This is a genomic window from Paenibacillus sp. Cedars, assembly GCF_003184205.1.
In the GTDB taxonomy this organism is placed as follows: Bacteria; Bacillota; Bacilli; order Paenibacillales; family Paenibacillaceae; genus Paenibacillus_AQ; species Paenibacillus_AQ glucanolyticus.
Genome location: NZ_CP020866.1, coordinates 6,084,574 through 6,108,765 on the forward strand (window position 1 = coordinate 6,084,574; position 24,192 = coordinate 6,108,765).

Below are 24,192 nucleotides of genomic sequence, written 5' to 3' on the forward strand. Positions count from 1 at the left end.
CAGCATGAGTGCAGGCAGGATGGATATGATGAGAATCATTACACAGTTGTTATGTGAATGTCAATCAGGAAGGTAACCTTTTTCATATAAAGTGGCACTTCTTTATAGAGACATGATGAAGGGAGGTACGGTAGAAAGTGTTCCAGTGGATCGAGGATGCCAAGAGGGGTAGTGCGGAAGCCCATGAAAAATTGGTCAAACATTATACAGGCATGGCGTTAGCTGTGGCTTACGACAAATTACAGGATCCCTACTTAGCGGAAGATGCGATGCAGGAGGCGTTCACCGACGCTTTTGGCAATCTCCATAAGCTGCAGGACCCCCGGCGATTTCCCGGATGGTTCAAGGTGATCGTGGAGCGTCAATGCTACAGATACCTGCGCAGAAAACAGTTTCGGACACTGCCGCTCCATGAGCTTGAGCAGCCCATCATTAATCAGCAAAGCTTGGAGTCGATTGTGGAGAGGAGAGAAATGATCGGTCAGTTGCATGGGACGATAGAGGAATTGCCATCGAACATGCGAATTGCGGTCCAGTTGTATTATTTTCAGGGCTACAGCCTTCAGGAGATTTCTGAATATTTGGATGTGTCCTTGTCTGCCTTGAAGAAGAGGCTGTTTGATGCACGGCGGAAGCTGAAGAACACGCTTCATGTTGCCGACTTTGTATCGGTGTTCTCTGATCTATATGAGGGAGGTAAACGCATGCTGCATATCGTAAACGGAGATTCGGTTGGAGATAAGCTGAAGCAAGGAAAAGTCCAGGGGGATATTCTGGTTTGGAGGGAGCTGTACTCGTTCGGTCCGGTATTCCCGCAAATGGATGAGCCCGATAACCGAAAGGCAAGGGCGCAGTATTTGGAGCAAACGCTTGGAATCCCGCAGAAGGAATATCTGGACACTTGTGAGTTGCAGGAGCGGAAGCTGCAGGATTTTGGAAAATATGATGAAGTTGTCCTTTGGTTTGAGCATGACCTGTTTGACCAGACGATGCTGTCTTATTTGTTGAATTGGTTTAAGGACCGGCCGCTGGGGAATACGAAGCTTAGCCTGCTGTGCATAGGCGCGTATCCCGGTATTGAGCTGTTCCGTGGGTTGGGGCAGCTTAGCTCAGCGCAGCTGGAGACTTTGGCGGGTACATGGCACACAATCGGAGATGAGGAGCTAACGCTGGGAAGTAAGGTATGGGAAGCCTACACTTCGGATCAGCCGCAGAAACATCAGCGCATCTTGCAGGATGATTATACGGCGCTGCCGTTTGTCAGAGATGCATTTGAAGCTCACCTGTCACGTCTGCCTTCCGTGAGCAGCGGGCTCGGGATCATCGAGCAGGCCACGTTAGAGGCTGTGGCGGGTGGAATCAACACACCTTATGAGTTATTTCGGAAGGTAGGTGACCAGCTTCATGTACTCGGAATGGGTGATCTGGAGTTCTGGTATTATTTATCCGCAATGACGGAGGGACCGCATGCATTGCTGGATATTAATGGCGCAGCATCGTTTCCAAGATTCAAGGCGAAGGCTCCCGATTTCCGAGATTGCATGCTTCAGGTGACGAGTCTGGGAAGGGATGTATTGGCAGCGAAATCGGACTACGCCCATACAAACATCGTCGATAAGTGGATTGGCGGCCTGCATCTGCAGGGGAAAGCTCCGCTGTGGCGCTGGGACCTGCAGCAAAGAACGATAGTGCTAGCAGGCGAATCAGAATGACATCAGACTAAGGGGACGAACCGTTTGGAATATCCAGACGGATCGTCCTTTTTTTGAAAAAAACTGATCTTCGGGATGGGGTTGGCCTGTCGCCATGTATGAAACAACTCGGTCTCTGGACGGAGCAGGTTCTCATCCCAGGGCGGGAATTCATAGCCGCTTCTTTAGCATACAATGGTGTCAAAGATACGTTCGAAATTTAAATCAAGCTGATAAAGATATGGAGGAAGTGCTTTGGAGAAGGGTGTCTTGATCGGAAAAGGCAGGAGTGCAGAGGTCTATGAATGGGGCGAGTTTCAGGCCTTGAAGCTGTTCTACCAAGGGTACCGTCCAGAATGGATAACGTATGAGGCGGAGATGGGGCGCATTGTTTCGGAAGCCGGCGTGCCGGCACCGGCCGTATTTGGCATGGTGGAGCTCGAGGGGAGGACAGGGCTCGTATATGAACGAATTACAGGGTCCTCGATGCTGCATCAGGTGCAATCGTCCCCGCTCCAGTTAAGGAAATGCGCGCGGGATATGGCACGGCTCCAGCATGCCACTCACGGCTGCACAACAACCATACTGCCGCGGCAAAAGGAAAATTTGGAACATGCCATAATGGATGCCCGCGGCATTTTACAGGATAAAGCTCAGACGATCTGCAAGATGCTGGAGTCTTTGCCGGAAGGGGACTCCATCTGTCATGGAGACTTTCATCCCGACAATATAGTGGTTACGGGGGATGGATGCCGGGCGATTGACTGGAACAACGCCAATGTCGGTAACCCTCTGTGCGATGTCGCCAGGACATCCCTGATGTTTCAGTCACCGTTTAACCCGTTGCAGCAATCAAGGATTATGGCGGCTGTGCTCCGGGCTGCCCGTACGATGTGGAATAGAGTATATCTGAACGAATACTGCCGCCTGTCCCATGCAAAGCGGGAGGATATCCACCGCTGGATGCTGCCGGTAGCGGCAGCCAGATTGAGAGAAGACGTTCCAGGTGAACGGGCATGGCTAATGGAGCTTATTGATGATCGGTTACGTGCGTATGCTTGATGAGCCGGTTATGCCGATCATCTCCAGAGTAGATGCGCCCTCAGGCGTAGTCATGCCGATCAGCTGAAAGTAATGGTGCTGTTCCATGGTGCAAGAGATGGCTTTTTGAGCAGACCATCGTATAAGGGCAGCGCCCCGGGCTCCCTGACGAGAAAAAAGGGACTCCATCCACATCGGATGGGTCCCTGCTTCTTACGGCTTGGCGGGTCCTTTAATCTTCTCGAAGTACGGAGCCAGCTTGGAGGCGAGCTCCTCAAACTGCTGCTGCTCTTCTTTGGTCAGCTTCTCCTCATGTTTGACCCCATTTTTATCGGTGATCTTCAGCTTTAATTGCATCAACTGCTTGGTCAGCTCCACATACTCCTTGAATTCGTCTTCCGTGAGTTTGTCTTTTGCTGCTTGAAGCATTCCCTCAATCTCTTGATAATCTTCCTGGGTACCGCCGATCTGTTCAATGGTTGTAGAAGAACCGAATATACCATCGGCTAGATAGGAAGAAGCATATACGGCTGACGGAATCAGGATGGCTACTGCGGCAATACCTGCAAGCATGCGTTTTTTCATGGGAGATCTACCTTTCTTTTCGTTCGCATAGTGTTGGTAGGACTGTTTAACACGCCCATACAATTCAGGTGGACAGTGCATCGAATCTGCCACCTGGCGAAGCTCTTCACGTAATTCCTTGTCAATGGACATACGCGTCACCTCCCGTCATCTCGAATCGTTTTCGGAGTTCTTTCAGTGCCAGATGATGCCTGGATTTCACTGTGCCAACGGGGATTTGCAGCATGTCTGCGATTTCTTCCAGAGCATAGTCGTGAAAATAGCGAAGGATAACGACGACACGAAGTTTATACGACAACTGACGGACAAGGCTGAACAGCTCATGCTGCGTTTCGGACCGCAGGACCGCGTTGTCCGTCCAGTCGAACGGTTCGCAAGTCGTCTGGCGGTTTCGTTCAAAGAGGCGAATTCGCCGCCAGGCCTTTCTTTTCCAATCCTGGACAAGCCGGACCGTGATCCCGTGCAACCAAAATCGGAATGGCCGGTTCGGGTCGTACTTGTCCATCGACCGCCACATGCGCATGTAAACTTCATTCACGATATCCTCAATGTCCTGTTTGTTGTAGACGAGAAAAGCAACCGTCCGATAGACGTCTTGATGAGTCGCCTGATAGACAAGCTGAAAGGCCGACTCGTCGCCGAGCTTCGCTTGTTCAAGCCACGGAAGTAACTCTTTATCATTCATTTGGGGCCCCTCCTGAACTTGTTACAACTCTTAATTCGCTCCCGTGGGCAAAAAGGTTCAGTAAGAGAATAAACTTTTTTTGCGATACTCGCTATTTCAGGGATTTTTTCAGGGTGTATCACTAAATTTCATGATGAGGAAAGGCACATTATAGAGAAGGATTGGCACATCTATTAAATATGGAACAGCTTCCGGAAGGCTTGTTTGAACAAAGAGAAGCTGGTGACGAGCTTGACTACCTAGGAGAAGCGGACAAACAACTGGGGAATCGTGCTCGGGTCCTGAAGGGATTTGGTCATCGTCAATTCATGGCGTGATAGACCGAGGCTGAGGTTCCTGTCTGGTAGTAGGGGTAGCTCATATCCGATTTTACGAGCTCCACGGTTGGCGCATCGGTTAACCTTTCAAGCATGAAGAGGCCGAGATCAATGGATGAAGATACCCCTCCGCCTGTAATGAGGCGGCCATCCCGCACGATGCGCGCTTGAACGACCTCCTTGCAGTAGGGTGCCAAAAGATCGTAAGCCGAAGCATTGGAGGTAGCTCGCTTGCCCTCCAGCAAACCGGCTGCCCCAAGCAGCAGTGATCCGGTGCAGACGGAAACGAGGTATTTTGCTTCCCGGGCCGTCTGCAGCCATGCGATTACCTCGGAATCCTGTCGCAGCTTCCGCGTGGCAAAGCCGCCGGGAACAAAAACCAGCTCATACTTGGAAAGATCGGGCTTTACCCGGCTGATCACATATTCCAGCCCGCGATCATCGGTAATGTGTGAAGTCATCGCGCAGTAATCCCAGGAGACCTCCGCTTCCGGCCGGATGCGGGAGAGCCTGGTTATGACTTCGGTGAAGCCGATCAGGTCCAGAGCCGTCATGCCATGGAACAGGATGAAAGCCATTTTCATAATAAATACCTTCCTTTCAAAATGTGTTAAACTAATTCTAATCATGAGCTCGGAAAATGGAAGGACCATTTATAGCAACTGTATTAATACAGGGGGATGAGCGGGATGGATACGAAGCATGAACAAATCGTTGCGTATATGATCCGGGAAGTGGAAGAAGGTCATATACGGCCGGGTCATAAGCTGCCATCGATCCGGGCGGTGGCCCACATGTTCTCGTGCAGTCCCAATACGGTCGTTCATGCGTATCAGACCTTGGAACGCGAAGATGTGATCTATGCGGTATCCAAGAGCGGGTACTATCTGGTAGAGGGGAAGGTCCGCTCCCATACACGGACTGAAAGCGGGCCGATCGATTTCGCCTCAACGACACCCAGGGGCGATTTTTTGCCGTTCCAGCAGATCGAGCACTGCCTGCGCCAGGCCATTTCCTTGTATAAGGAGGAACTGTTCGGTTACACCGATCCGCAAGGGATCGCCAACTTGAGGAATGAGCTGCGAAAGCACTTCCATGCGCAGCAGATCTTTGCGCAGCCAGGCCAGATCGTGGTGGTGACAGGCGCTCAGCAGGCCTTCTCGATCCTGACGCGGATGCCGTTTCCGGGGGAGGGGCAGGCAGTTCTTGTGGAACAGCCGACGTATTTTGGGTTCCTGGCGGCCGCGGATGTTGCGGGGTGTCCGGTGATCGGAATCCAGCGGGATGTTCAGGGGATTGACCTGGGAGAGCTGGAGGCCCATTTTGGCAGCGGACAGATCAAATTCTTCTTCACGGTGCCGAGATTTCTCAATCCGCTCGGTACGTCTTATTCGCTGGAACAGAAGAAGCGGATTGTGGAGCTTGCGAGTAAGTACGGTGTTTATATCGTGGAGGATGATTATCTTGCGGACCTTGAAGAGGATGCGAAGGCCGATCCATTGTACGCCCTGGACGATGGCAAGCAGGTGATTTATATCAAGAGTTTCTCCAAGACGATTCTTCCGGGGATTCGAATGGGTGCCGCCATCCTCCCCGAACGACTTGTAGACCTGTTCATAAACTACAAGAATGCTGCGGACATAGCGTCGCCGATCCTCTCCCAAGGCGCGCTGGAGCTATACATGAAGAGTGGGATGTATAGGCGCCATGCCACCAGAATCCGTGACCATTACCGAGAGAAGATGCGATATGCTATCGAAGTGTGCGCACGTGTTTTCGGCAGCGGCATTCAATATACGTGCCCTTCCTCAGGCGTGTTCATCACCCTGCAACTGCCGCAGTATGTGAAAGCTTCTGTACTGCAGGATCGTCTGAAGCAGAAGGGGATTTCGGTGACAAACGTGGACCAGCACCTGCTGCCGGAGAATCAGCGGAATGACCGGATCCGGCTATGCATTATCGGCGTGGAGCAGCCTCAGATCGAGGCAGGGTTTATCGTGATTGAGGAGGAGATCCGGCGCTTGGAGCGCAGGGTGCGTTAACAGAGGGGGGCTGTATTTGGACTTACAACATGAAGACAAACTAGAGGCAGCGACCTCATGTTAGGCCGCTGCCTCTAGTTTGCTATTAAGAACCCTTCAGATATGTCAGGATATGATTAAATGGATTGTCGATGTAGGAGATATTCAGTCGCAATGATGTACAAGTAAAAGACCCACACCGTCATGGCGTGGGTCTTTTACTTACTCATAGTTTCACAGATTGCTCGCCAGCAACTGATGAAACAGGTCGCAGTTTACCAAGTATATGAAATGCCAGAGTGAGTTAGTACGGGTTATGAACCCTTGCCCAGGCCCACGCATAAGATGTAGTCACAAACCTGCTGCCTGGGAAAGGGCGTGACTTCATATGGGAATTCAATTAACCGCGATGCACTGGGTTTACCTGGCGTTCATCGTCCTGATCATGACGCTGCTGATCCGGCGGCGCGATACAACGCTTATATGCGTGACCGGAATATTTGCGCTTGGCCTGCTGGCAACGGAAACGCTGAGCGGCTCGGTCTCCGGCGTGTTTAATTCCTTCATTTATGCTACGAAAGAGCTGATGGGTACAATCATGATCATATCGATCATTGTAGCGATGAGCAGGGTATTGATCAAGACCGGCATCAACGAAACGATGGTAGCCCCGCTAACCCGGTTCCTCCGTACCCCGGCCATGGCTTATTGGGGAATCGGCATCATCATGATGGTAACGTCCTTCTTCTTCTGGCCGTCACCGGCGGTTGCGTTAATCGGAGTTGTGCTGCTGCCTGTAGCCATTCGCGTGGGACTGCCCGCGCTTGGTGCTGCGGTAGCCATGAACCTGTTCGGTCACGGCATAGCGCTGTCCGGGGATTACATTATCCAGGGCGCGCCTAAATTGACTGCGGATGCCGCCGGTCTGCCGGTATCCACCGTGATGGCAGCGAGCGTTCCGCTTGTCATTGTGATGGGAGTTGTAACAACGGTGACGGCATTCTGGATGATGCGAAGAGATCAGCGGAACGGCAGCTGGAGAGATGGATTGGTCACCATCAAGAGCACAGGAGAGACACTCGCCGCACGTTCTGAAGAGGATGACGCTGCTGCTCCTATTTCTCCTGGCATGAAGAGATGGCTGGCTATCGCCATTCTGCTGCTGTTTGCTGCCGACGTTGCGGCCATGTTCATCCTGAAGCTGCAGGGCGGGGATGCAACAGCCTTGGTCGGCGGAACCGCGGTCCTTATCTTAAGCATCATTACGCTGGTAGCACATCGCAACCGCGGACTAGAGAAGGTCACCTCGTATTTAATTGAGGGCTTCGTGTTTGGATTCAAAGTATTCGGACCCGTCATTCCGATAGCGGCATTCTTCTATCTCGGAGATGCGGCGTTTACCGATTTGTTTGGCAAAGTACTTCCGGAAGCTTCCCATGGGATCGTGAACGACCTGGGGGTTGCGCTTGCGAATGCGGTGCCGCTAAACGGCGCGGTGGGCGCAGTAACGTTGACCATCACCGGTGCAATTACGGGCCTGGACGGCTCGGGCTTCTCCGGCATATCGCTTGCCGGCTCGATCGCGCAATTGTTTGCAACGGCCATCGGATCAGGTGCAGCTACGCTGACCGCGCTTGGGCAGGTTGCCGCAATTTGGGTGGGGGGAGGCACTCTTATACCGTGGGCACTGATTCCGGCCGCTGCCATTTGCGGCGTCAGTCCCTTTGAGCTCGCAAGGCGTAATTTAAAGCCAGTGCTGATCGGTCTTACCGTTACCACGGTTGTGGCCATGTTCCTGGTGTAAGTGGCAAACGACAGAAGGAAAAGCGCTGTCTCTTGAGGGGCAGCGCTTTATCTCATGGAAGAACCATAATTGGTAATGTTAATCTTCACATCATACGTTACGTTGGCCTTGCTAAAGGCCTCGTCCCAGTTCTTCTCAACCTTTTTCCATAACCGGGGATGCTTGATTCGGAGCTGTTCTCCGAATCCTGCGACATCGACATGATAGGACTCCTGCATTTTGTAGAGTACCTGCCGAATTTGTTCGCGGACCGTATCCTCAAAGTAGCCCTCCAGCTCATCCTGGTAAGACTCGGTTGCTGTATGCTGCGGACTGCTCCAGTCCTCGATCAGGGCTCCTCTGGATGCGACCTCGACATGGAATGAAATTTGATCCCCTCGAACGATGGGAGTGATCTTGCTCTTCGTTACTTTTGGTTCATAGGTTATCGTATCTTCGGTTCTCGGTTTATAGGTTTTCAAAGCGCCTGTTCTGACTTTGCCCGTAATCCAGGATAAGCCCTCCAGATCCGTTTGGTTTAGACTGCCGATCCACTTCTTGCTTGTTCCCTTGAAGATGCCTGCTCCGGAGAATTTGTGCTCGCCCTCGGCCGTAATGACATTCTGCAGCAGAAAGCTCGAACCGGATTGCATCATGCCATCGAGCTTGACCAGTGACATGGCAGGCAGAATCTTGTTGGATAATTGATGGTTATCAAACAGCCCGGTCAAATATAAGGCGGGAATTTCCCCGGGCTCCGATGAACTCAACGCTTCCACTGCACTTCCGTGGCTGATCAGGATGAGACAGCTGGGCCGGATGTCGTTATCCCGCATAATATAGTCCAGGAGCTGCTCGAGATTATATTTCTTTGCTAATTCGGTGGACAGGACAATGACCTTCAAGTGATGACCAATCAAGGGGCGCTCTCGTCTTAGAGCAAATTGCCGAAGGATTTGAACCACGGAATCACCAGTCAAGCGCTCGTTCAGATAAGACTTGCCCCCTTGCGGTGATGATGAGTTCTGGTTCTTCTTTTGCCCGCTGGACGGGGGGGTGATTTGAACGGTGATGGTCATGTTCTTTTTTTTCGGATAATGCCCTCCCTGCTCATTGACCTGCTTCTCAAACTTGGACTCTTGGGCAACGTCCATTCCAAGGCCTACATATAGATTTAATTCCTCGATCTCATCGTTGCTCCAACACCCCGTCGTCGTAAGCAGTATGACGCATGTGAGCACGATTCTCAGAGTACGTGCAGACTGATTCAATTGGTAGTCTCCCCTTTGCGGCGAATCTTGCTGATGATCAGCAGGAAAAATGGAAGGGTGCCAAATAAATAAACCGACACATTGCCCACAATCTGCCCCAGCTTGAATAACTCCGAGATATTTTTCGGGATGACGGCAATCAAGAAAATAACCGGCAGCATCATGAACAGAAAGGGGCGGATGTTCTTCTTGAATAGCTGTGACCAGCCGAGTGATGCGGCATAATGCGTTATGGTAAAGGTCGAGAAAATCTGCATAATCCAGATGACAAGCAGCAGGGATTCGAACCGTTCAAAGATCAGGCCTTGAATTTCGAAGCTTCGGATTAAATCCAGACTGGGCCAGGTGGCAACCTTGACGCCGCCGAGGGACAGACCACCGATGGTCATGACTAGCGCAACCAGGTAGACAAACGTAGGGACGATCGTCCCCCAAGTAACGGCCTTCATTCCTTTTTGGGGAGAGCTCATAAATGCCATAATGATGAGCATGATCTCAAAGCCGGCAAATGCGAGCGTCGTCGATTTCATTCCCTGAAGCACGGGCATTACGCCGGAGCCCAGTACGGGGCGCAGATTGTTGATCTCGAATAACCCGCTGCTGAGCGAGAACGTAATGATGGAGATGACCAGAGTGATGGGCAGAATAATCTCGAAGAGCCTGGCTATGCTGCCGATCCCACCTGTAGTCAGGTAGAGGCCAACCCACATAAAGGTCATCACGATCGCCCACATGGGTGTTCCCTCTAACAGGAACATCCCCGTGACTTCTGCCATGACTCTGAGCTCAAAAGCCGAGATGGTAAGTAAGTAGCCGATGGTGATCAGGCTGATCAGAAATGCAATTGCTTTGCCTGTAATTTGAGGCACGAATTGAAACCAGGTCTGACCGGGAAATCTCCGGCAAAGCTTCACGATAACGAATCCGGCCAGAAGAATCAGCAGGCTTGAGAGAAGGACCGAGATCCATACGTCAGGTGAATTGCTTGCTGTGACGGCCGTTCTCGGCAATGTCAAAATACCTGCACCCAGCATGTAGTTAATAATGATGACTGCAGCCTGTGCAGTCGTAATTTGATCACTCGAACGGTTCATCGGTGTCACCTCCGCCATATTCTTCAACATTTACTTTTTTCGATCCGAGTCCTTGGTCTTGATCATTTGAGGGCGCTCCTTCATGACTTGCAGCGGCAAACGGATGAGTAAATCCTTCCAGTCACTGAATCGGTAAGGCACCAAGGGGCTTGCATACGGGACACCGAAGGATCTCAGCTTGACGATATGGCTGCAGAGGAATAGAAAGAACATGACAACACCGAACAATCCAAGGAAGGCAGCGCAGAACATGCCGATGAATCGAAGGAACCGGAGGCTGATGCCTGCACTGTAACTCGGAATGGTGAACGAAGAGATAGCCGTAACGGCAACAACAATAACCAGAAACGGGCTGACAATCCCTGCATTAACGGCGGCGTCGCCAATAATAAGACCACCAACGATACCCATCGCGGGGCCAATTGGCTTGGGCAAGCGAATACCGGCTTCTCTTAAGATCTCAATGGCAATTTCCATAATGAGTACTTCGAGCAAGGAGGGAAAGGGGACTCCCTGTCTGGTCTCGATTATTGAGAGGGCTAGCCGTGTCGGAATTAGACCGGGGTGGAACGAGATAAAGGATACGTACAGTGCCGGAGCGAGAAGTGCCAGCATGGCTGCCAGCATGCGAAGCAAACGAACGAAGGAACCGGATATCCAGCGTTCGTAATAATCCTCAGGTGACTGCAGCAGCATACTGAAGGTAACGGGGACAATCAGAGCAAAAGGGGTCCCGTCCAGCAGGATGGCGACACGCCCCTCAAGTAAAGCACCGATCACCCGGTCCGGTCTTTCGGTATTGTGCACTTGTTGGAAGGGGCTCAGGATGTTGTCCTCAATCAACTGCTCCACGTACCCGGATTCCAGAGGGTCATCGATATCCATTCGCTGGATTCGCTGCGTGACTTCCTGGACAAGCCCATCATCGGCGATGTCCTTCATATACGCGATGACGAGGTCTTTCTTCACGCGGGTTCCGACTTGATGCCGGGTAATCGAGAGGCTTTCGTTTTTTCCGTGAAGCCTGAGCAGTCCCGTGTTGTCCGCCAGCCTTTCTGTAAAACCCACACGCGGTCCCCGAAGCAGAGCTTCGGATAGCGGCTCCTCCAGACTGCGGCTTTTGCCTCCTGCCGAGAAGAGAAGGAAGGCGCCCTCCATCCCCTCCACCAGCAAACCGGTTGTACCAATCAAGACGGATTGAACCAGATCCCCGAGAGTCTGGGTCTCCGCGATATCCGTGACAGGCAACAGTCGCGTCTTCAGATAGCTGTTGATGGAGTGGCTGGAGTCGGCGAAGCCGTCTGCTTCAGACTCAGGCACACCACTCAGCATTAACGGCGTAATGAGATGGGTGTCGATGATATCGTTGTCGCATAAACCATCGATTGTCAGTACGGCAACACGGGTTTGCGTCCCCTTGATCGTGAATTCTCGGATCTTCACATCGGCGTTGCGACTGGTATGTTCGCGAATGAGCGTGATTTCGGCAGCGTATTGACCCGTTAGTTTAAATACTGTATGCGTGGAATCCTTCCCGCTTTTCTTCTCCATTTCGGCAGCGGAACGCATGTCGCTGCGTGCGGAATGACGCCCGTTCAGGGCTTTCCTGAGCCAGCGCGTGAGCTTAAGCAGCAGGAGCGGGATGATAAGAAGCAATAGGGCTTGAACAAGAATGATCCAGCTGGGAATATGTTGGAGAACCATTGACAACAAACCAATCACCCCTGCGTTGTTTAAAATGAATGCAAGGGTATTGTTGCCCTATAGGCTGTTAATAATTCCTTTATTTTCATCCGGTGCTACTTCGGACCAACAAAAAAAGGGACGTCCCCCGGAACCGTGATATGGCCCGGTTGGATGTCCCTTGGATCAATCTATATAGATATCAATGTGGTCTTTACTTCTTCGATATCGAGAACGGCAGTTCTTCTGCCTCATAAGAACGGTAGCTTGGTGCGAGTCCGAGACGGAAGCTTAGGGATTTGCCTTCCAGAATATCGTCATGCGTAATGTACAGCTTGGTATAATCCTGCCCCTCCAGTTGGACATTCGCAACGAAATTGGACTGCGGGTTATTGTTGTCGGTATAAATGTGCATCTGCTTGCCATTCGGCAGCTCAATCGTTACGCTGTCAAACAGCGGAATACCGAGCACATACTCATTGCTGCCCGGGCATACCGGATAGAAGCCCATGGAGCTGAACACGTACCAGCCTGACATGCTTCCGTTGTCCTCGTCGCCCGGGAATCCGTTAAAGCCGCTGTTGAACAGGTTGGTCATCAGCTGTTTAATGACAACCTGGGATGAGGCAGGCTGCCCCACATAGCTGAACAGATAAGGAATATGGAAGCTTGGCTGATTGGATATTGCCAACTGGCCATAGTCGATGGCAGCCATCTCACTCATCTCATGAATTTCAAAGCCATAGCCCCGCACGTCGAAGTCGGGCGCTTTATTGCACAATTCGGTTATTTTGTCGAAAAAACGTTCCTTCGAACCGTACGCCTCAATCAAACCCTGGAAATCCTGGAATACGGCAAAGCTGGTCTGCCAGGCGCTTCCCTCAGCATAATCGAGTCCCCAGCTCGTGTCGTTAAAATCTGGACGAAACTGGCCGTTCTGATCCTTGGCCCGCATAAATCCGGTCTCTGCATCAAAGATATTGCGGTAATTGAGCGCACTTTGTCGGTAATGATCCGCCATATCCGGTTTCCCCAGCACATCGGCTACGCGGCTGATGCAGTAGTCGCTGTAGGCGTAATCCAGCGTGTGGTTGACACTCTCATGATAGCTGCTCGGAACATAGCCGTGCTTGATGTAATCGAGCGTTCCTTGACGACCATAACAGTTCTTCTCGCTTTGCGTGGTGGCTGCAGTCAGCATCGCCGCAAGCAGCTCTGGCATCAGGTCCTGGGCAATGCCCTTGGCGGCAGCATCGGCAATGACGGCGTCAATAAGCGTACCCGGCATCAGTCCGCGCTCATCAGGCGACAGCCATTTCGGCAGGAAGCCGGTTTCGCGGTAGGAGTTCAGGTAGCCCTCCAGCATTTCCTCATATTCCTTCGGCGCGATGATGGAGTACAGCGGATATACGGTTTTGTAGGTATCCCAGAATCCGTTATTGGTATACAGAATTCCTTTCTTGACGGCTCTGGCAGTTGTATCATAGTGGACCGGCTCCATGTTGGCATCCAGCTCATAGAACTTCTGCGGAAACAGGAACATACGGTACAAGCAGGTATAGAAGGTTCGCAAGTACTCCTCATTGGTATGGGTAACCTGGATTTTGTTCAAGTAATGGTTCCAGGCCTGCGCAGCCGCCTCCTGCCGGTCTTCGAAGGATGCATCCAGCTCGCGTGTAAGGTTAAGCTCCGCTTGCTCCATGCTGATAAAGGATGTGGCCAGCTTCACATCGAGGGTATCTCGCTCACATTCTATGAAACGCAGGACAGCATGCTGATTGACGCCGCTAAAATCTACCTCACGGGAGAATTGGCCCTCGGCATCGTATTGGCCCGTCGCCCCGAGGTCGATGTCCTTGCTGAAACTCATGGCTACGTACATCCGGAACCCATCATCGTGGCAGCCCGAGAAGTTGCTGATATAGCCGGTGATTCTGCGACGGGCAGCATCAAGCTTGAACTCGCTTTGGCCCTTCGCGTTCAGCACGAAGCCGGCCTGCTGTCCGGAATGGTACTTCATGCGCATCGCCGCTCCGTAGCAGCTGGGAACCAGCTCGGTTGTGATGTTATAGCGCTGCTGCTTCACCTTCACGTAATGCGGCTTGAATGTCGCTTCTTCCGGGCGGTAGGAACTTTGACAGGTGAAGACGGACCCTCTGATTTTGTCATCCGCTATCGGGGTCATCAGGAAGTGGGCGAAGTCGCCCATCCACGGACTTGGCTGGTGGGTCAGTCGGATGCCTTGGAACACGCGGTCATTGGGGTTGAAGAACCAGCTTCCCTCATTGTGGGTCTGTACGACATAATGATTCATGCCAAAAGGCACACCGGTGTAAGGAAGCGTATTCCCGTTGGAATAGGCATGTTGGTTGTTGGAGCCTTGTCGAGTATCGATATAGTGCAGCATGCAAAAGTCTCCTTTGGTTTTCAGAAATGAAGTGTCTTACAGTTTCTTTACGGTCTGGCGCTCGATGAGCTGAACCGGAACCACAACATGCTCAAGCGGTTGATCCTTGGGGCTCTCGATCAGTGTGATCAGGCTTTGCGCGGCCTGATATCCCATCCGTCCAAAATCCTGGGATATGGTCGTCAGCTTGGGTTCAACGAAGCCAGCAAGATGAATGTTATCAAAACCGACAACGGAGAAGTCATCCGGTACGGAGAGGCCCAGCTCTTTGGCGATTTGAATAATCTCGATCGCAATCAGGTCATTCTCGGCAACGATGCCCGTAATCCCTTGTGCCATAACGGATTGAATAAACTGGATATAATATTCCCTGCCATTATCGTTGTCATGGGTCAAATAACGGTCAGTTAAATCGCTCACGCTGTAATCGATCAGGCTGTGATCATACAGAGCCTTCAGGTAACCGAAATATCGCTCTCGAATGGAAGAGGAATTCTCTACCTTCAAGGAGGAGATAAAAGCGATTTTCTTATGGTTATTCTCAATCAGATGCTTGGATGCCTGATACCCGCCATCAAAGTTATCCGAGACAACCGACAGGAACGGAATACCCTCAATGCATTTATCCATCGTCACGAGCGGGTACTTCGCCAGGTGGTATTGGTACAGAATGCCAAGATCCGAAATGCTGCTTACCGGATAGAAGATTAATCCTGAATTCGTACTTTGAAGTGCGGACTCCAGCAGCTTCCGTTGACTGACAATCGTATTGGACTGAATGTTCAGGGTATAGTTGGTTGTTGCAAGATATTCGTTAATACCCTTTTCATAATCACCAAGTCCCGGGTTATGCGAGAACGGAAGGATCAGCAGTATCTCCTTGCTGGTCCTGCTCACAGGACGGTGCGGAGCCTTGGCGGCATTCACGAAGCTTCCCTTCCCCTGAACCCGATGGATCAGCTTGGCATTCTCCAGCTCGGTCAGTGCCCTCTTCGACGTGATTCGGCTTACGTTGTATTCCTTCGAAATTTCAGCTTCGGTCGGAAGCTGGTCTCCAGCCTGAAGCTCTCCGGATTCTATCCTGGCAGTAAGCGCATTTACGATATGTTGATATAGTGGAATTTGTTCCATAGCGGATCTCCTCGCTAAATTTGATATATCATTTCGCGGCGTATATGTCAAAGTCTAATGATGTTTTTAATGTGAAAATACAGTGGTTATGTTGAATATACGAAAGACAAGAGACATAGGCAAACCCATTTTTTTATGTACGTAGTCCAACCCTTGGCAATTGTGCATATAGGCAGGGCAAAGGGCTTTTGCCGGCTTTAGTTTCCATTGCCAACGTTCAAACGAAAATCATGAACTTCTAGTTTCATAGTATAGTTCCCTACGTTATATTTCAAGATTAAACGCTTCCAACCCCAATAAATAGAAATGTAAGCGCTAGACAAATAAATTGGTATATCTTATAATCGGATTTATGAATTAATTGATATATCAAATATTGGGGGTTGATGGAGTGTTTCGCGCTAAAAAAGGGAAGGTTGTCATGTCGTTGTTGCTGGCATCTGCTCTGCTTGTTACGGCTTGCGGAGGAAAGTCCGGGGAAGCACAGGATCCGAAAGGTAATGCATCTGCCGATACAAAAGAAATTTCGCTTTTACGGCCAAGCTGGAACAATTTACGGCCTGCATCCAGCGAGCTGTGGATGTGGCAGGAATATGAGAAGATGTCCGGGATCAAGGTGAAATGGGAAGAGCTCACCGACATCGGGGAGAAGAAGAACGTGATTTTGACGAGAGGCGATCTGCCGGATGCGTTCTATCAAGTCGACTGGAGCAACGGAGAATTGCTGAAGTATGGTCAGCAAGGCCTGTTCTTGCCACTGGAAGAGCTCATTAAAGAGCATGCGCCGAATCTGCAAAAATATCTCGAAGAGAATGAAGATGTAAGAAAAGGCTTGACCAGCGCAGACGGTCACATTTATGCAACCCCTTACATCGATCCATACCCGGAGGGTAACCGGACGATCCGCTTATGGATCAACAAGAAATGGCTGGACAACCTTGGCATGGAGGTTCCCAAAACAACGGCCGAGCTGGAGGAAGCCTTGATGGCATTTGTGACCAAGGACCCGAACGGCAATGGCGTGAACGATGAGCAGGGCTGGTATATGCCAAGCGGCTCGCTCGGCTGGACGTTCGAACAGATGATGATGGGTTCCTTCGGCATCGGCAACGGTGGACGGAAGGCGCTCGGAAACTTTATTTATGTCGATGACAACGACGAGATTCAACTGACGATTACAGCCGATGGATACAAGGAGCTCTTGAAGTATGAGAACCGGATGTACAAGAATGGCGCGATCAACAAACAGGCCTTCAGCGGCGTGGACTACGATAAGTGGACGGCGGACGCTGCCAAGGACACTGTCGGCGCATGGAACTGGGCGGCCATCGATTATATCGGGGAGAGCATAAAGGATGATTTTGTAGCCATCAACGTGCTTGCAGGTCCTGACGGAGATACCGCATCGTTGACCGATTCCCAGGTTGCGGGGGCTTCCAGTTTGGTTGTAACGAAGGATGCGAAGGACCCGGGCGCGATCCTGAAATGGGTTGACTACTTCTACAGTGAGGAAGGCAGCGTATTCGGTTACCTGGGCAAGGAAGGCGTTACTTACAATGTGGAAGACGGCAAGAAAGTCTATATCGATGAAATCTTGAACTATAAAGACGGCATCGGACTGGGCGCATTCCAATACGTGGATAACGTATATGGCGGTTACTTCCCGTACATCGAGCTCTCCCCTGAGGTTAGAGCTGCTGCGGGCCGCAAAGAGGCGCCGGTATACACGGATCTGACGGAAGAGACCCTGCCAAGCGTTATGCTGCCGGATCTGCCGGCAACGATCCAGGAAGCGAATGAATCTTCCTCCATCATTGCAGACGTTGGCAACTATGTTGGGCAGATGCGCGTGGAGTTTGTAACGGGTACCAAGGATATCGACAAAGAGTGGGATAACTATATTGCCCAGCTGAAGAAGATGGGCTCGGATAAATATCTGGAAATCAAGCAAACGCAATACAAACGTTATAAAGAGAGCTAAAAGGACCGTTTGTTGGGGAGATTCTTCTTGAATCTCCCCAAATTTTAAATTCTAAGGAGAGGGGAAAACCATGGAATCTTCACTTCACAAGAAGCCGTTCCTTAAACCGAAACGCAAATCCATTTTGAAGCAAAAGTGGCTGTACTTCATGATGCTGCTGCCGCTGACCTCCTTAATCATATGGAATTATATCCCGATGTACGGGATTATCATCTCGTTTAAAGATTACTCTCCCGCATTTGGCATTATGGACAGCCCCTGGGTGGGATTTGCCCACTTCGAACGGTTCTTTAACGCCTTTTACTTCTGGGATGTCATCATTAACACGCTAAGAATCAGTCTGTACAGCCTCCTGGTCGGAATTCCGCTTCCCATCATTCTGGCGCTCATGTTCAATGAGCTGCGCCGCAAGAAGTACAAATCGCTTGCACAGACCATCTCCTACATTCCGAATTTCATTTCGATTGTTATCGTTGTCGGCATGGTTACGTTCTTCACGTCCCCGGTCGACGGTGTGATCAATACGGTCATTCAATATTTCGGCGGTACGCCGATTGATTTTGTCGGCAGTGCGAAGCTGTTCCCGCATGTCTTTGTCTGGTCGGGCATTTGGCAGACCGTGGGCTGGGGAACGCTGATCTATACTGCCGCCATGTCCGGCATTCCGCAGGATCAATATGAAGCGGCTTACCTGGAAGGCGCCACGCGTTTGCAGTGCATCCGGTACATCACCATTCCGGCGATCATGCCAACCATTGTGATCTGCGCCATTTTGGCCACGGGGTCGGTTATGTCAGTCGGGTTCGAAAAGGTGCTGCTCATGCAGAACGATGCAAACCTTGCAACGTCGGAGGTGCTGTCAACATACATGTACAAGTCAGGTATATTGAACGCGGAATACAGCTTCTCGGCTGCCGTAGGCCTGTTTAACAACCTGATCAACTTCATCGTCCTGTATCTGGTGAATAAATTCGCGCAGAAATTCAGTGAGACCAGCCTGTGGTAAGGAGGGGCAACCATGCAGTTTCATCTATCTAGAGAAGATAAAATTTTTAACTGGATCAACATTGTAGTCGTAGGGATCGTCACTTTGCTTATTCTATATCCGTTGTTATTCGTTGTGTTTGCGTCACTCAGCGATCCCCGCCAGATCTTCGACAGTGCTCTGCTGCTGTGGCCCAAGGGATTTACGCTCGAAGGATATAAACGGGTGTTCGATAATCCGGATATATGGATGGGCTTCAAAAATGCCGTGATTTACACGGTCCTTGGAACAGCCGTGAACGTCATCATGACCACCTTGGCGGCCTATCCGTTATCCCGGAGGGATTTCCGGGGCCGGAACGTCATTACCATTCTGTTCACATTCACAATGTTCTTCTCCGGCGGGTTGATTCCGACGTATTTGGTGAACCAGCATCTGGGGATCATCAATACGATGTGGGTCATGATTCTGCCGGGAGCCGTTAGCGTATACAACATGATTATTATGCGTACTTACTTCCAGCAGAACATTCCGCTTGAACTGGAGGAGAGCGCGTTTATTGACGGAGCTACGGACATGCAGCTGCTGCTCAAGGTGGTTCTTCCATTATCGACTCCGATCATCGCCGTGATGATGATGTTCTACGGAGTAGGCAGATGGAACGGTTATTTTGACGCGATGATTTATTTGTCAGACCGCGAACTGTTCCCGCTGCAGCTGATCCTGAGGGAAATCCTGGTGCAGAACCAGATGGGGGATGCAGCGAACCAGGCGATGATGAACAGCAACCAGAGCGAGGTCAACCTGATCAAACAGTCGATTAAATATGCGGTTGTGGTGGTGTCGAGCATTCCGGTGCTGGTCTTCTATCCGATTGTGTCCAAGTATTTTGAGAAGGGCATCATGGTTGGGGCGATCAAAGGATAATCTTCAACATATGCTTCTCCGCAGCAGTCTCTATCGTTTGTCGCCGAATTCATCGGGTAGGCCAAAACCGTCCCGGGATCCGGCGACAACGCGGTTAGGGATGCAGCTGGATTGATATGATTCTGTAACGACGGGGAAATTGGGTTTACAGTTCGTTCCGAAGCGCTCGGAGGTTGATTTGACAGCTTGTCACTTAAGTGATAAATTGACAGAGATTAGGATCGAGGAGGTGAATGGAGCAAATGAAGCAATTAGGGTTTAGTCAAGAGAACCGGCTGGCGATGCTGTCCTGGATTCGGATCACCCGTTTTCAACAGGTCGGCAATCAAATCTCGAATGAATTCCTGCAGCCCTTCTGCATTACCGTTGCCCAATTCGACGTGCTGATTCAGGTCATGGTACATCAGCCTTTATCGCAGCAGGAGTTGGCTGAATACCTTTCCATCAGCGGGGGCGGCGTTTCCCACATGGTGAAGCGGCTGGAGAAGCTGGGGCTGATTGTCCGCAAGCAGGATTGGAAAGTGAAGTATATCTCCCTTACGGAGAAGGGACAAGCCCTGCTGGAAGAGATTATCCCGTTGCTGTCGGATTTCCAAACCTCCATGTTTGATATTCTGGATGAACAAGAATTACAGCAGCTGTACAAAACCATGAGAAAGCTTCATCAACATAACCTGAAGAATAAGGCAGCGCAACCGGAGTTCAAAGCCGAGGAGGAATAGCCCCGAGGTTATCCCGGGTGCCTCCATTCCATTAACTGAACAATAATTGTTGTATCCATGCAGTGTCAAGAATGCTGTGGCGGCGGTGAATCGGCTGCAGGCTTGATTGCCGGGAAGTAGACGGGGGGTCCTCTCATAGGGGATTCCTTTTTTAATGTTGTTGAGGTACAGCTTTTTTAGGGTTGTGCCCTAGATTTCTATGTACTTCGCAAGAACATTTGTTCTATAATTGGGGGTGAATAAATCGAATCGTACAGGAGGTTGTTTCTTTTGAAGAAGAGTGCGCTATTGGTCATTGATGTACAGAATGAGATGTTTCATGTGAATGATCCGGTGTATGAAGGGGAGCGATTGCTCTACAATCTCAAGCAGCTCATTGCAAAAGCCAGAAACGGCGGCGTTCCTGTTTTTTACATACAGCATAATGACGAGGGTCTGGTCAAGGGGTCCGACGCGTGGAGAATTAATCCCGAAATAGCGCCCGCGATGTCGGATGTCATCATTCAGAAGACCAGACCGGATTCATTCTATCACACAACGCTTGAAGAAGAACTGAAACGGCAGGATATTGAACATGTGATTCTGGCGGGGATGCAGAGTGAGTTATGCGTAGATACCACGTGCAGGAGAGCGTCCAGTATGGGCTACGCGGTTACCTTGGTGTCGGATGCTCACAGCACCTGGAGTAGTGCGGCGTTAACGGCTCAGCAGATCATAGATCACGAGAATGCTACCCTCAGATGGTTTGCGAGCATCAAGACAACGGAGGAAGTTATCTTTGCGGAAGAAGCCGGCGTATAATCGCCGGCTTTTTTTGGGGTTCTGAGCGTTGTAAGAATACGCTCCTGCTTGGAGCAGGGCGTGAAGCTGCGGCGCATTTTGATAGGGCAAATCAGATTCTGACAAGCGAGAACGGCAGAGCGAGAATCATGAAGAGTTAACACTTTACCAAGATGCAAGCAATCACGATGGTTAACCCCACAGCGCGATGGCGATGATGCCAAACGTGATGAGCATGGACGTGAGGATTCGTCGCCAGCCTTGCTGCTCACGCAGAACGAGGATGCCGAGTATGGTGCCGAATACCGTGCTGATTTCACGAACCGGAGCGATATGTGCAAGCGGGGTAAGCCGCATGGCGAACAGAAACAATAAGTAAGACCCGGGTGCAAGGACGGAGCCAAGCAGGATCGTCCGCCAGTTCACCGACCATTCCTGCTTCAACTGTCCAGCCAGCATAACCGGAATGATCAGTGCGATGAAATAACTGATATTGGATAGCTGGATTAGCGTGACGGGGGAAACCCCCGCATCCAGAATGGCTTTGTCGGTAAGGGTGTATCCCGAAATACAGAGCCCGACCAGGCAGGCGTAGATCAATGCTTTGGGATTCACGCCCGATGGGCCTCTGAACCTCAGACCGGATAAAGCAAATAACGAAAAAGTAATGATACCAAGCCCCATATACCCCAATGGTTTTAACTGTTCATGAAATAACACAAGGCTGCACAGCGAGGTCAACATGGCGCCGAGCCCCCGCATGAACGGATATACCTGAGACATATCGCCATGGGTATACGCTTTGGAGAGCAGCGTAATATAGCAGCCCTGGATTGTCATCGACAGAAGCATCAGGCCGTATATGTGCGGGCTCAGCTGGAGCTTAGACATCTCGATGAGAAAATAAGGCATCAGGAAGATTAAAGTGACCGAGTGGATGCACCACAGAAATACCGATTTATGAATGCTCCGCTTCGTGAACAGATTCCAAAGCGCATGCGTCAGCCCGGATGACAGTACCAGCAGCAGGGATAGCAATTCCATCAGAGATGTCCGATGAGCACTTCAATGCCGCGTGCGGACAGATTGTCCACCCACTCCTGTGAGCAGCCCCGATCCGTAATGACCATGGAGATATCCTCCAGCTTGGCAAGCTTGGCGAATGTGGTGACCCCCAGCTTCGAATGATCCGCGAGAACGATGCCTTCCTCGGCACGCTCCAGCATTTTTCGCGAAATATAGGCTTCGTCCAGATCATAATCGGTAATTCCGTCGGTTAACGAGATGCCGCCGACAGAGATAAACGCTTTATTCACTTTGATCTGCTCCAGCAGCATCTCGGTGAGAGGGCCTGTTGCCGCTTGTTTGGTGCGGTCCATATCGCCGCCGATATAAATAATTTTCCCCTGGAAAACTTCCATCGCCAGATTGAGCACAGGCAGCGAGTGGGTGATGACCGTGACATGAGACCGGTCCTTGAGATAACGCATCACCTCAATCGTGGTTGTTCCGTTATCCAGCAAAATCGTTTCGCCATCCTTGACCAGGGATGCGGCAAGTTGGCCGATAGCGGCCTTCTCTCCTGTGCGAGTCTGGGAACGGCTGGTGAAGGATGGTTCAATATGCTCGGCGCGCGATTTGACGGCACCGCCGTAAACTTTGCGAAGTTTGCCTTCCTTCTCTAAACGGTCCAGATCCCGCCGGATGGTTTCGGCAGATACCTCCAGCTGTTCGGCGAGAATGTGGACCTTTACCTTGCCTTCAAGTTCTAATTGATGCAGAATTTTCTCCCTGCGATCTTCGTAAGTAACGGACATTTATTTATTTCACCTCGATATAATGTATGACTGATATTGACCGATGATGTGGATTAATCCTTATATTAGGGTGATAAAATCATAAAGTCAATGAAAAATCATTGACTTTACGAAGTTCCCTCCTCTAATATACACATAAAACCACAATAATGTGTATCAGAACCACATGCCCATATAAAAGGAGGAAATACGCAATGAAGCCGATTCTTCGATTCGGAGACGATCATACCTTCAAAATCGTGCAGTTTACCGATATTCATTGGATGAATGGAGAACCAGAGGATCAGTTGAGCCGACAGTGCATGGATACGGTGCTGGACCTGGAGCAGCCGGACCTGGTCGTGTTTACGGGCGATCTGATCTATTCAGGGGAAGTTGATCCCGGCTCAAGAAGGTGCGAGGATCCGGTGCAGGCTTTCAAGGATGTCGTGGCTTCGGTAGAATCCCGCGGCATCCGCTGGGCTTTTGTATTCGGGAATCACGATACGGAGGGGGATGTGACGCGTGAAGAGCTAATGGATGTCGCTATGCAGCACACCTATAACTGTGCGGAGCACGGTTCGGCGGATATTCATGGCGTAGGGAATTACACGCTTCCTATATACGGCAGTAATGGGGACAAGACAGAGGCCGTGCTGTACTTCTTCGACTCAGGGAGAGAGTCCAAACACCCTGCCGTTCCGGGATACGATTGGATCCGACGCGATCAGATCCGGTGGTATGAAATGGCCTCGATGGCTTACAGCGTTAAGCATAGCGGGAAACCGCTGCCGGCATTGGCTTTTTTCCATATCCCTCTGCCGGAGTACCAGGAGGTCTGGGAGCGGAAGACGTGTTACGGCAGCAAGTATGAGAAAGTATGCTGCCCGGAGGTGAATACCGGACTGTTCGCGGCGATGCTCGAAAGAGGCGATGTGCTGGGTACCTTCGCCGGGCATGATCACATCAACGATTATTGGGGCGAACTGCACGGCATCCGTCTCTGTTACGGCAGGGCCACCGGATATGGCACATATGGCCGGGAAGGCATGCTCCGAGGGGCGAGGGTCATTCGCCTGCATGAAGGACAGCGGCAATTTGACACCTCGATCACCCTGGCTAACGGCTCGCAAATAGGAGAGCAGGATAAGCATGAGCCCGGCATGTCTGTCTGATTATTGCGTATAGCCCCAAATACACCTCTTTAACGATATGCGGGACAATGAACCCTGCGGTTCCATAAGAGGTGTATGAATTGGGTTATTGTACTTGTGCGTTCATGAATATTACTT

20 protein-coding genes are annotated in these 24,192 nt (G+C 50.9%); 10 read left to right on the plus strand and 10 right to left on the minus strand.

Going from position 1 to position 24,192, the window contains the following annotated elements; translation table 11 throughout:
* The first annotated feature begins 137 nt into the window (after window positions 1-137).
* Together B9D94_RS29350 and B9D94_RS29355 are read left to right on the plus strand one after the other, a co-directional pair.
* Entirely contained in the window at window positions 138-1,712 is a 1,575-nt protein-coding gene (locus B9D94_RS29350; protein ID WP_063478127.1) for a sigma-70 family RNA polymerase sigma factor, read from the plus strand.
* Window positions 1,713-1,946: 234 nt separating this feature from the next.
* Window positions 1,947-2,753, plus strand: coding sequence for a phosphotransferase family protein (locus B9D94_RS29355; protein ID WP_006207154.1), 807 nt, complete (start codon window positions 1,947-1,949; stop codon window positions 2,751-2,753).
* Window positions 2,754-2,945: 192 nt separating this feature from the next.
* Here B9D94_RS29355 and B9D94_RS29360 read toward each other — a convergent pair whose 3' ends face one another.
* From B9D94_RS29360 to B9D94_RS29370, 3 genes are all read right to left on the minus strand, one after another.
* On the minus strand, window positions 2,946-3,449 hold the full coding sequence (locus B9D94_RS29360; protein WP_076153011.1) for a DUF3600 domain-containing protein: 504 nt from the start codon (window positions 3,447-3,449) through the stop codon (window positions 2,946-2,948).
* Window positions 3,439-4,002, minus strand: a complete 564-nt coding sequence (locus tag B9D94_RS29365) for a sigma-70 family RNA polymerase sigma factor (protein WP_006207152.1) — start codon at window positions 4,000-4,002, stop codon at window positions 3,439-3,441. The genes B9D94_RS29360 and B9D94_RS29365 overlap by 11 nt, the downstream gene beginning before the upstream one ends.
* A 301-nt stretch (window positions 4,003-4,303) precedes the next feature.
* Complete coding sequence (locus B9D94_RS29370; RefSeq protein ID WP_063478125.1) at window positions 4,304-4,903, minus strand: DJ-1/PfpI family protein; 600 nt, start codon at window positions 4,901-4,903, stop codon at window positions 4,304-4,306.
* Window positions 4,904-5,008: 105 nt separating this feature from the next.
* Between B9D94_RS29370 and B9D94_RS29375 the strand changes: the two genes are divergently transcribed.
* Window positions 5,009-6,361, plus strand: coding sequence for an aminotransferase-like domain-containing protein (locus tag B9D94_RS29375; protein ID WP_148248592.1), 1,353 nt, complete (start codon window positions 5,009-5,011; stop codon window positions 6,359-6,361).
* Window positions 6,362-6,728: 367 nt separating this feature from the next.
* The gene (locus B9D94_RS29380; protein WP_076153007.1) at window positions 6,729-8,144 is read left to right on the plus strand and encodes a hypothetical protein; all 1,416 of its coding nucleotides are present in this window, start codon (window positions 6,729-6,731) and stop codon (window positions 8,142-8,144) included.
* 47 nt (window positions 8,145-8,191) lie between these two features.
* Here B9D94_RS29380 and B9D94_RS29385 read toward each other — a convergent pair whose 3' ends face one another.
* The 5 genes from B9D94_RS29385 to B9D94_RS29405 all read right to left on the minus strand — a co-directional run bounded on the left by B9D94_RS29385 (window position 8,192) and on the right by B9D94_RS29405 (window position 15,709).
* A complete protein-coding gene (locus tag B9D94_RS29385) occupies window positions 8,192-9,394 on the minus strand; it encodes a Ger(x)C family spore germination protein (RefSeq protein WP_006207146.1) in 1,203 nt (400 codons plus the stop codon).
* On the minus strand, window positions 9,391-10,488 hold the full coding sequence (locus B9D94_RS29390) for a GerAB/ArcD/ProY family transporter (protein WP_148248885.1): 1,098 nt from the start codon (window positions 10,486-10,488) through the stop codon (window positions 9,391-9,393). Before B9D94_RS29390 ends, B9D94_RS29385 begins: the two co-directional genes overlap by 4 nt.
* Before the next feature lie 30 nt (window positions 10,489-10,518).
* Window positions 10,519-12,201: a spore germination protein gene (locus tag B9D94_RS29395; RefSeq protein ID WP_148248593.1), complete on the minus strand. Its 1,683-nt coding sequence runs from the start codon at window positions 12,199-12,201 to the stop codon at window positions 10,519-10,521.
* Between the two features lie 184 nt (window positions 12,202-12,385).
* On the minus strand, window positions 12,386-14,578 hold the full coding sequence (locus B9D94_RS29400; RefSeq protein WP_148248594.1) for a GH92 family glycosyl hydrolase: 2,193 nt from the start codon (window positions 14,576-14,578) through the stop codon (window positions 12,386-12,388).
* 36 nt (window positions 14,579-14,614) lie between these two features.
* Window positions 14,615-15,709, minus strand: coding sequence for a LacI family DNA-binding transcriptional regulator (locus tag B9D94_RS29405; RefSeq protein ID WP_148248595.1), 1,095 nt, complete (start codon window positions 15,707-15,709; stop codon window positions 14,615-14,617).
* Window positions 15,710-16,100: 391 nt separating this feature from the next.
* Here B9D94_RS29405 and B9D94_RS29410 point away from each other — a divergent pair, with 391 nt between their 5' ends.
* The 5 genes from B9D94_RS29410 (at window position 16,101) to B9D94_RS29430 (ending at window position 21,125) form a co-directional block, all read left to right on the plus strand.
* Window positions 16,101-17,690: an extracellular solute-binding protein gene (locus tag B9D94_RS29410; protein ID WP_148248596.1), complete on the plus strand. Its 1,590-nt coding sequence runs from the start codon at window positions 16,101-16,103 to the stop codon at window positions 17,688-17,690.
* 70 nt (window positions 17,691-17,760) lie between these two features.
* Window positions 17,761-18,696 carry an ABC transporter permease gene (locus B9D94_RS29415; protein ID WP_006207139.1) on the plus strand — a complete coding sequence of 312 codons (936 nt, stop codon included), beginning with the start codon at window positions 17,761-17,763 and terminating at the stop codon, window positions 18,694-18,696.
* 12 nt (window positions 18,697-18,708) lie between these two features.
* Window positions 18,709-19,602, plus strand: a complete 894-nt coding sequence (locus B9D94_RS29420; protein WP_006207138.1) for a carbohydrate ABC transporter permease — start codon at window positions 18,709-18,711, stop codon at window positions 19,600-19,602.
* A gap of 242 nt (window positions 19,603-19,844) precedes the next feature.
* The gene (locus B9D94_RS29425; protein WP_006207137.1) at window positions 19,845-20,324 is read left to right on the plus strand and encodes a MarR family winged helix-turn-helix transcriptional regulator; all 480 of its coding nucleotides are present in this window, start codon (window positions 19,845-19,847) and stop codon (window positions 20,322-20,324) included.
* A 270-nt stretch (window positions 20,325-20,594) separates the two neighbouring features.
* The gene (locus B9D94_RS29430) at window positions 20,595-21,125 is read left to right on the plus strand and encodes a cysteine hydrolase family protein (RefSeq protein ID WP_006207136.1); all 531 of its coding nucleotides are present in this window, start codon (window positions 20,595-20,597) and stop codon (window positions 21,123-21,125) included.
* 171 nt (window positions 21,126-21,296) lie between these two features.
* Here the strand turns inward: B9D94_RS29430 and B9D94_RS29435 are convergent, their stop codons facing one another.
* Together B9D94_RS29435 and B9D94_RS29440 are read right to left on the minus strand one after the other, a co-directional pair.
* Window positions 21,297-22,148 carry a DMT family transporter gene (locus tag B9D94_RS29435; RefSeq protein ID WP_006207135.1) on the minus strand — a complete coding sequence of 284 codons (852 nt, stop codon included), beginning with the start codon at window positions 22,146-22,148 and terminating at the stop codon, window positions 21,297-21,299.
* Window positions 22,148-22,921 (minus strand): DeoR/GlpR family DNA-binding transcription regulator, encoded by a 774-nt coding sequence (locus B9D94_RS29440; RefSeq protein ID WP_148248597.1) that lies wholly within the window; start codon window positions 22,919-22,921, stop codon window positions 22,148-22,150. The genes B9D94_RS29435 and B9D94_RS29440 overlap by 1 nt, the downstream gene beginning before the upstream one ends.
* A 194-nt stretch (window positions 22,922-23,115) precedes the next feature.
* On the opposite strand from B9D94_RS29440, the gene B9D94_RS29445 reads away from it, so the two are divergent.
* Complete coding sequence (locus B9D94_RS29445) at window positions 23,116-24,075, plus strand: metallophosphoesterase family protein (protein WP_148248598.1); 960 nt, start codon at window positions 23,116-23,118, stop codon at window positions 24,073-24,075.
* Window positions 24,076-24,192 lie beyond the last annotated feature (117 nt).